8 protein-coding genes and 1 pseudogene are annotated in these 6,809 nt (G+C 61.6%); all 9 read right to left on the bottom strand.

Translation table 11 applies throughout. The annotated features are described in order from the left end of the window. Positions 1 to 89: 89 nt before the first annotated feature. Positions 90 to 998, bottom strand: a complete 909-nt coding sequence (locus tag AWM69_RS07085; protein WP_218726084.1) for a metal ABC transporter solute-binding protein, Zn/Mn family — start codon at positions 996 to 998, stop codon at positions 90 to 92. Next, on the bottom strand, positions 999 to 1,898 hold the full coding sequence (locus AWM69_RS07090; protein ID WP_048383233.1) for a metal ABC transporter permease: 900 nt from the start codon (positions 1,896 to 1,898) through the stop codon (positions 999 to 1,001). It abuts the gene before it with no gap. Further along, entirely contained in the window at positions 1,895 to 2,647 is a 753-nt protein-coding gene (locus tag AWM69_RS07095) for a metal ABC transporter ATP-binding protein (protein WP_218726085.1), read from the bottom strand. Before AWM69_RS07095 ends, AWM69_RS07090 begins: the two co-directional genes overlap by 4 nt. Continuing rightward, positions 2,644 to 3,588 (bottom strand): metal ABC transporter substrate-binding protein, encoded by a 945-nt coding sequence (locus AWM69_RS07100; RefSeq protein ID WP_218726086.1) that lies wholly within the window; start codon positions 3,586 to 3,588, stop codon positions 2,644 to 2,646. Before AWM69_RS07100 ends, AWM69_RS07095 begins: the two co-directional genes overlap by 4 nt. 34 nt (positions 3,589 to 3,622) lie before the next feature. Beyond that, positions 3,623 to 4,177: a DUF6162 family protein gene (locus AWM69_RS07105; RefSeq protein WP_218726087.1), complete on the bottom strand. Its 555-nt coding sequence runs from the start codon at positions 4,175 to 4,177 to the stop codon at positions 3,623 to 3,625. Beyond that, positions 4,174 to 4,518 (bottom strand): hypothetical protein, encoded by a 345-nt coding sequence (locus AWM69_RS07110; protein ID WP_131653049.1) that lies wholly within the window; start codon positions 4,516 to 4,518, stop codon positions 4,174 to 4,176. The genes AWM69_RS07105 and AWM69_RS07110 overlap by 4 nt, the downstream gene beginning before the upstream one ends. Then, on the bottom strand, positions 4,515 to 5,057 hold the full coding sequence (locus AWM69_RS07115) for a thiamine pyrophosphate-binding protein (RefSeq protein WP_218726088.1): 543 nt from the start codon (positions 5,055 to 5,057) through the stop codon (positions 4,515 to 4,517). Before AWM69_RS07115 ends, AWM69_RS07110 begins: the two co-directional genes overlap by 4 nt. Next, positions 5,054 to 6,265 carry a PepSY domain-containing protein gene (locus AWM69_RS07120; RefSeq protein WP_218726089.1) on the bottom strand — a complete coding sequence of 404 codons (1,212 nt, stop codon included), beginning with the start codon at positions 6,263 to 6,265 and terminating at the stop codon, positions 5,054 to 5,056. The genes AWM69_RS07115 and AWM69_RS07120 overlap by 4 nt, the downstream gene beginning before the upstream one ends. A 191-nt stretch (positions 6,266 to 6,456) precedes the next feature. Further along, a pseudogene (locus tag AWM69_RS07125) lies at positions 6,457 to 6,809 on the bottom strand (sel1 repeat family protein); the annotation flags it as partial.

Raw genomic sequence — 6,809 nt, forward strand, 5'->3', positions numbered from 1 at the left:
CGGAGCGAGGCCGCGTCCGGCGGCGCAGCCGTCGTAAAGCCGGTGTATGGGCTTCCGGATCAGAAGCCGATGTCACCTCGTGCTACCCGTCAGTTTTTTGCCAATCCCTGCACGATGGCGTCAATCGTGTTTTGCAGGTCGGCCACAGGGTCGGCACCCTCGGCACTGACGTGCACAAACTCGCTGCCGCCTGCAGTCACTGCCGCTTTTAGCGCTTGCGAGGGTGCGCGATGATCCAGTACCAGGGCCACATCGTTGTCTTTAAGGGTTTGGGTCAAGGCGTTGAGTGCGTCCGGGGTCCACGGTTGATCAGCCTTGTGCTCGAGCTCGACCGGTTCCAGGTTCAAGCCGCCGATCAGGTAATCCAGGCGATCTGACAGGCTGACGACGCTCAGGTTGTCAGCCTTGGCCAGTCTGGCTTCGCTGTCGGCGCTGAGTTTGAGCAGGCGCTGCTTAAGGCTGGCCAGGTTGGTTTCAATCTGCGGTTTGGCTGTCGGGGCCAGGCGCACCAGGTCGGCGGCGATCACGTCGGCCATGCGCCCCATGTTGTTGCTGGTCAGCCACGGCTGGCTGTTCAGGCTGTCGGCGGGTGTGCCCGGTTGCAGGGCGATACCCGGCAGGCTGCCGTCCACCGGACGTGCGGCATCGACTTCAACGATGCGGATGTTGCTGCGGCGTGCCATGGGGTAAAGCGGGTCGTCGCTCCACAGCGAGCGCAGGCCAATCACGGCGTCGGCGTTTTCCGCCAGGCTGTGCAGCGCGGCCGCGCCACGACCGCTGAAGTAGGCACTTTGGCGGCTGCCGGGAAGGTTGGCTGCCGCTGCCCGTTGCAACTGCACATCGCTGTCCTTGAGCAGCAATTGCCCCAGACCGTAGGTGATCGGCAGGCTGGCGAGGATGCGCACCGGGGCTGTGGAGGGGCTGGCGCTCGCCAGCAGCGGGGCGCCGAGCAGGCCGGTGAGGACCAGAGGCAGAATCAGTTTGCGCAGAGTGAACATTTATCCAATATTCCCTTTCAGGCTGGGCACCACGCCACGAGCGATGGCGGCGATGGCGAAGGCGATACCGGCCACCAGAATGATCGCGGCTCCGGACGGAATCGGCAGGTCAAACACGATCGGCAGCAGGATCCCGCACAAGGTGCTGACCGTTGCGATCAAGACCGATATCCAGAAAAAGCCTTTCAGTGACTGGCTGAGCAAGCGTGCGGCCGCTGCGGGGATCACCAGCAGGGCACCGACCAGGATCGCACCGATGACCTTGACCGCGGCCACGGTGATCAGCGTGACCAGAATCACGAACAGATAGTCCAGTGTCTTCACCGCAACACCACGCACGGCGGCCAGTTGCGGGTTGAAGCTGGCCAGCATGATGCGGTTGTACAGCGGCAGGCTGAGGCCCAGCACCAATGCGCCGACGACCGCCAGCACCAGCAGGTCGTTACCGTTGACGGTCAGGACCGAGCCAAACAGCACGTTCTCGAGGATGTGCACATTGATCTTGCCGGCCAGAATCAGTAGCAGGCTGGCGCCCAGGGCCAGCGACACCGAGAGGAACACCCCGATCAAGGTGTCCGGGGCGAGCCCGGTGCGGTTACGCAGGTAATTGAGCGAGATCCCGAACAACAGGCAATAGCCGAACAGGCTGCCATAGGGGCCGGTGTAGGGTTCACCGAGCAAAATGCCGATGGCGACACCGGTCAAGGCAGCATGCCCCACGGCTTCGGAGAAAAACGCAAAGCGCTTGACCACCACCAGTGTGCCCAATCCGCCCAGGACCGGGCCGATCAGCAGGCCGGCGAGCAGGGCGTTGACCACAAAACCGTAGGCCAGCACTTCGGGCAGATACCCCGCCGAAGCCCAGTCCTGGACGATCTGGCGCACAGCTTCATAACTCATGAACGATCGCTCCCGACAGCTTTGGGATGGGTTGAAAACAGGTTCAGTAAACGCTCCGGGCTGAGGGCCTCGTCGGGCGGACCATCGAACAGCACCTGGCGATTGAGACCGGTGACGCGTTCGGCCAGCCGTTTGACGGCGGCCAGGTCGTGTTCGATCCAGACCACGGTGACTCCGGCCTGCCGCCAGTCATTCAGTAATCGCTCAAAGACCTGGGCGCCTGCTTCGTCCAGCGCTGACATGGGCTCGTCCAGCACCAGCAGTTGCGGGGCCGGGATCAGGCCCTGGGCCAGCAACACGCGCTGGCGCTCCCCGCCGGACAGGGCACCCATGCGCCGCTTGCGTTTGTCCTGCATGCCGACCCGCTCAAGCGCCTCGCCGATGGCCGGCGCCACCTTGCGCGACAAGCCCAGAAAGGCCGGTCGTCGCTGGCACATGGCAGCCATGAAGTCGTCTACGGTCATCGGTAGCCCGCGGTCGAACTCCAGCGCTTGTGGCACATAGCCGATCAGCCCGGGTTCGCCGGGCCAGTCCAGGCACAGGCGGCCCTGATGCGGCATTTGCCCGAGCAGGGTCTTGATCAGCGAGCTTTTACCGCCACCGTTGGGGCCGACCAATGCATGCACGCTGCCAGGCCGAATGTTGAAGCTGATACGGTCGAGAATGGCGGTGCGCCCCAGGGTCAGCGACACCCGGTCAAACTCGATGCCCGGCCCGGCGTTCAGGGCCAGCGGTTCAGCGATGGTCATGCGCCACCCTCCTGAATTGCCTTGACCACCGTGTTGAGGTTGCCGGTCATTTCGTTTTCGTATTTCTCGGCGCTGTATTCGCCATAGGAAATATGCGACAGCGGGTACAGCCTGACCCCGGACTCGCGCTGAATGGTGTCGACATAGGACGACGGAAAATCCATCTCGGAGAAGATCACTTTTACATCCAGCGCACGCAGTTGATCGATGGTCTTTTTCAGCTGGCTCGGGCTCGGCTCGATACCGTGAGCCGGTTCGACCACAGCGGTGACTTCAAGACCGAATTCGCGCAACAGATAGTCATATGCCGCATGTACCGTGGCGACGCGCAGGTCGGCGTCAGGTGCCTCGGTCAGTTTGGCCAGGGCCGCAGCGCGCATCTGCCGCAGGCGTTTGCCATAGGCGCGGGCATTGGCGGTATAGGTTTTGGCATTGGCCGGGTCGAGCTTGCCCAGTTCGCGGGCGATATTGTTGACCTGGGCAATCGAGGCGCTGATCGAGAGGAACGTGTGCGGGTTGACCACCTTGCCTGCGCCGCGTGCGGCATTGCCGGTGGCGGCCAGCAGCGGCACGTTCTGATTGGCTTCGATCACCGGGATGTCCGGACGCTCGCTGGCTTCGATCATGCGGTCGGCGAAGTCATCATGGCCGACGCCGTTAAGCACGATCACATCCAGGCTGCCGATGCGCTTGATGTCCTCGGCACGGGGCTCATAGGCATGGGGGTTGAAACCCGCCGGAATCAGCGGTACCACCTCGGCTTTGTCGCCGACGATGTTGCTGACGTAGCTGTAATAGGGGTGCAGGGTGATACCGATACGCAGCGGTTTGGCCAGGGGCGCGGGGGCAGCGGTTTCGGCATTGGCCAGTGGCGCCAGGCACAGCGCGAACAGGCCGGCCAGCAACAGCGAGCGGCGGCGCAAAACAGATGAAATGGACATGGCGAGCAGTCTTCTCTCAGGTCAAACGGTGGGTTCAGTGCCGATGCTGGCGAGTCACCCCGGCATCGAATTGCGCGATTACTTGCTGCCAGCCACTCAGCTTCAGGGCGGCGTCACTGAAGTCGACAGGGGCGCTGACGTGGCTGTTGCGGTTGAGCCAGACGTCCGGCTGCGCGCCGATACGCAGCAAAAACGACCCCGCCACCTCAGGTTTGGGGCCGATGCCCAGGTACGCCGTTTCGCCCAGCAATTGCCAGGCATGCTCGCCACGGCTGACGGAGCTGGCGTCGCTGGCAAAGGGTGCGAAACCTTCGGCGGCCAGTTGCGCCGCAGAGGGCAGTGCGCTCGACGCCTCGCGCAGCCACTGGATTTCGTCCAGGGTGACCCGCAGGTCGGCGTAGATCCCTTGTTCGGCCGCATTCAGGTCGCGGCGTGCATCCAGTTGGTGGGCGGCCACCGACGTCACCACCTGCGATTCATGGCGCCAGGCAACCACTGAACCGGCCACCGCCATGATCAGCAGGCATAACAGCAGCACATACAGGGTTTCGTGCCCGGCACCGGCCGGGCGTACAACGTGAGTACTCATGGGGCCTCGATGTCGGCTTGGTCGATTTCGACGATGTGCCCCGGGCCCGCATCAAACAGAACGTAAAACTCGGAGTCCGGGCGCTTGAACGTGAGGGTGGAATCTGGCCCCAGTTTGCCCGGCACCAGAATGGTTTCGTCGTAGCCGATCACATCCAGGGTTACGCCGGGAGCGCCGCTGCCATCGGAAAACCCGCCGGTGCAGCGGATCTGCTCGCCTTCGATTTGCGTGCACTCGCACATCGGGTTATGGGCCAGGGCCGGGCCGCTGAGGCCCAGCAATGCGATGCCCCCGGCGGCCAGCAGCAGGCGGGCGGGGTGTTTGAACAGGCGCGAAATCATGGTTTGGCTCCTCGTTGGGCGAGCCAGGCAATCGTCGCGGGTGAGGCCTGGCTCAGGGGAATGGAAGCCTGATGCATGGAACCGTCCCAGCCTTCCAGGGTGATCCACAGCTCAGCGTCGGCTTTGGTCTTCTGCGGTATAGGCAAGGTGGCTCCCATGCGGTACGGCGTGCCGAAAAAGATCACCCCGGCAGCCCGCAGGCTGCGGGGTTTGCCGATACGCAAGTAACCGGCCTTGACCTGATCGATGCAGGTGTCGCACAGCGCTGCGTTAAAGCTTTTCATAAACCCGGCCGGACCGTCCGGGCGCGGCGCTTCGTTGCGCATCTCGGCCAGTTGCAGGCTCCAGGGGCCGACCTGCAGCGTGCCGATTTCGCGCTCACCCAGACCGCTGTCGCCGCGAAACAGCGAAGCATCGGCAAAGTACTTGGGCATAAAGCCCAGCGGCACCAGCAACAGCAGGATATTCAGGTGGAAGCGCCATTTGTGCCAAAACCGGCCCAGGGCAGATGCGGGCTGTGCCGTCACGGACTTGCTCATACATTGGCCTCCGAAGCCTGTTCGTGACGGGCGCTGGCGCCCCGGGTTCCAGCTGCCGTGCGGGTCGGGGCATGACTGCGTTTGAGCGCATGGGCGGTGGCCAGCGCGGTGCGCTTGGTCCAGATCAGCAGGCCGCTGAGCACCATCATGCTCAGGACCAGCCCGAAAAAGAACCAGATCAGCTTGACCCACAACCCGCCGAAATCACCGGTGTGCAGTGGACGCATGGATTCGGTGACCAACTCCAGGCCGGAGCGGTCGGCAATCATCCGTGAGCCTTCAATCGCGCCGTTGTACGGGTTGATGTCGGCGGTCTGGAACAGCAACGGGTACCAGCCCGGGCCGCCGACTTCGATATGGCCGTAGGCATTGCTGGGCAGGCTGACGAAACTGGCGTCCAGGCCGGGAATATTCTCGGCGGCAATGTTTACCGCCTGATCCAGGCTGATCTTCGGCGCGGGGCTGCCGTCCGGGGTAATAGGCACATCCTGACGCGCCACCACCGGCGGATTGCCGGCGGTCGAAATCGAAATCTGGTTATCGAACATAAAGGCCTGAATCAAAAACCACAGGCCGGTGATGGAAATCACCGCGATAAACCAGATCGACCAAATGCCGCACAGGCGATGAAAATCACCCCAGAAAATGCGCGCACCGTGGTTAAAACGCAGGTTGGGTTTGAAGAAGCCTTTCCAGAATTTCTTGTACACCACCAGCCCGGTAATCAATGACCCCAGCAGCGGCAAGCCGAGGAACGACACCAGGTACCAGCCCCAGCTGTAACCGTTGGTGAACGGCACCAGCCACCAACCATGCAGGGCGCGGGTAAATGCCTTGAAATCAAAACTCGGGCTCTCACCCTGAATCGCCCCGGTGTACGGGTTGATATACAGCGATGGCGAACGTCCGTCCGGATACACCACATCGGCCACCAAGGCAAAATGCGACTCATCCGGGCGACTGATCGACTGCACCGCCAGGGCAGGTTCGGCCTGATGAATGGCGCGTAACACCTGCTCATAGGACAGCAGCGGCGCATCATCCGACGGTTGACTGGCACGGGCTTCAGGGGTGGCCAGCCACACAATCTCCTGGCTGACCACCGCCAGCGTGCCGGTGACACAGACAATCAGGACAAAGAACCAGATCGGCAACGTGAGCCAACTGTGGACCAGAAACCAGAGTTTTGAACGGGACTTTTTGGACATGGGAAACGGCAAACTCGCGGTTGAGCGGGTGTGTAATCGCATTGAGAAGCGATTGCTTATCCATGTAGGACGAATGAGCCGTCCGGAAACTGAAGGTGGAGTTGTAAGTGGATGTTTCTATGTGCGCGGGCAGTGTGCGAAAAACGCTTTTTTCACCGCCCTGAAACCCCGGAATCGGGCACGGTATGGAGTCATGGCGTAATCGATTCACCCCCTTGCTCGGGCTTCCAGTCCGGTCTTTCTGCGTCATAGCCCTGGGTCGGGTGAGGTGGAAGGGGATGGTCTTTCATCAGGGTGGGGAAGCGTATGTCAGGGTCATTTCTTAGTTGTGAATAATACTCCGCGTAAACCTCATATAAAGAATCATCTGGCGCGTACCACATCCTTGAATTAGGTTTTGAGCTGCTGGAGAATGCATACTTCATTACCAGTGCAGAACTCGAATGGCCTTGCGAAAGTGCAACTTGGTAATGCTGCAACGCGATTGGATAGTTACTCTTTAGTATTTCGTAATAAAGGGCCAATTCGTAGTTCGCCTGTCCAT

The sequence above is a fragment of the Pseudomonas sp. D1HM genome (assembly GCF_019266105.1).
In the GTDB taxonomy this organism is placed as follows: Bacteria; Pseudomonadota; Gammaproteobacteria; order Pseudomonadales; family Pseudomonadaceae; genus Aquipseudomonas; species Aquipseudomonas taetrolens.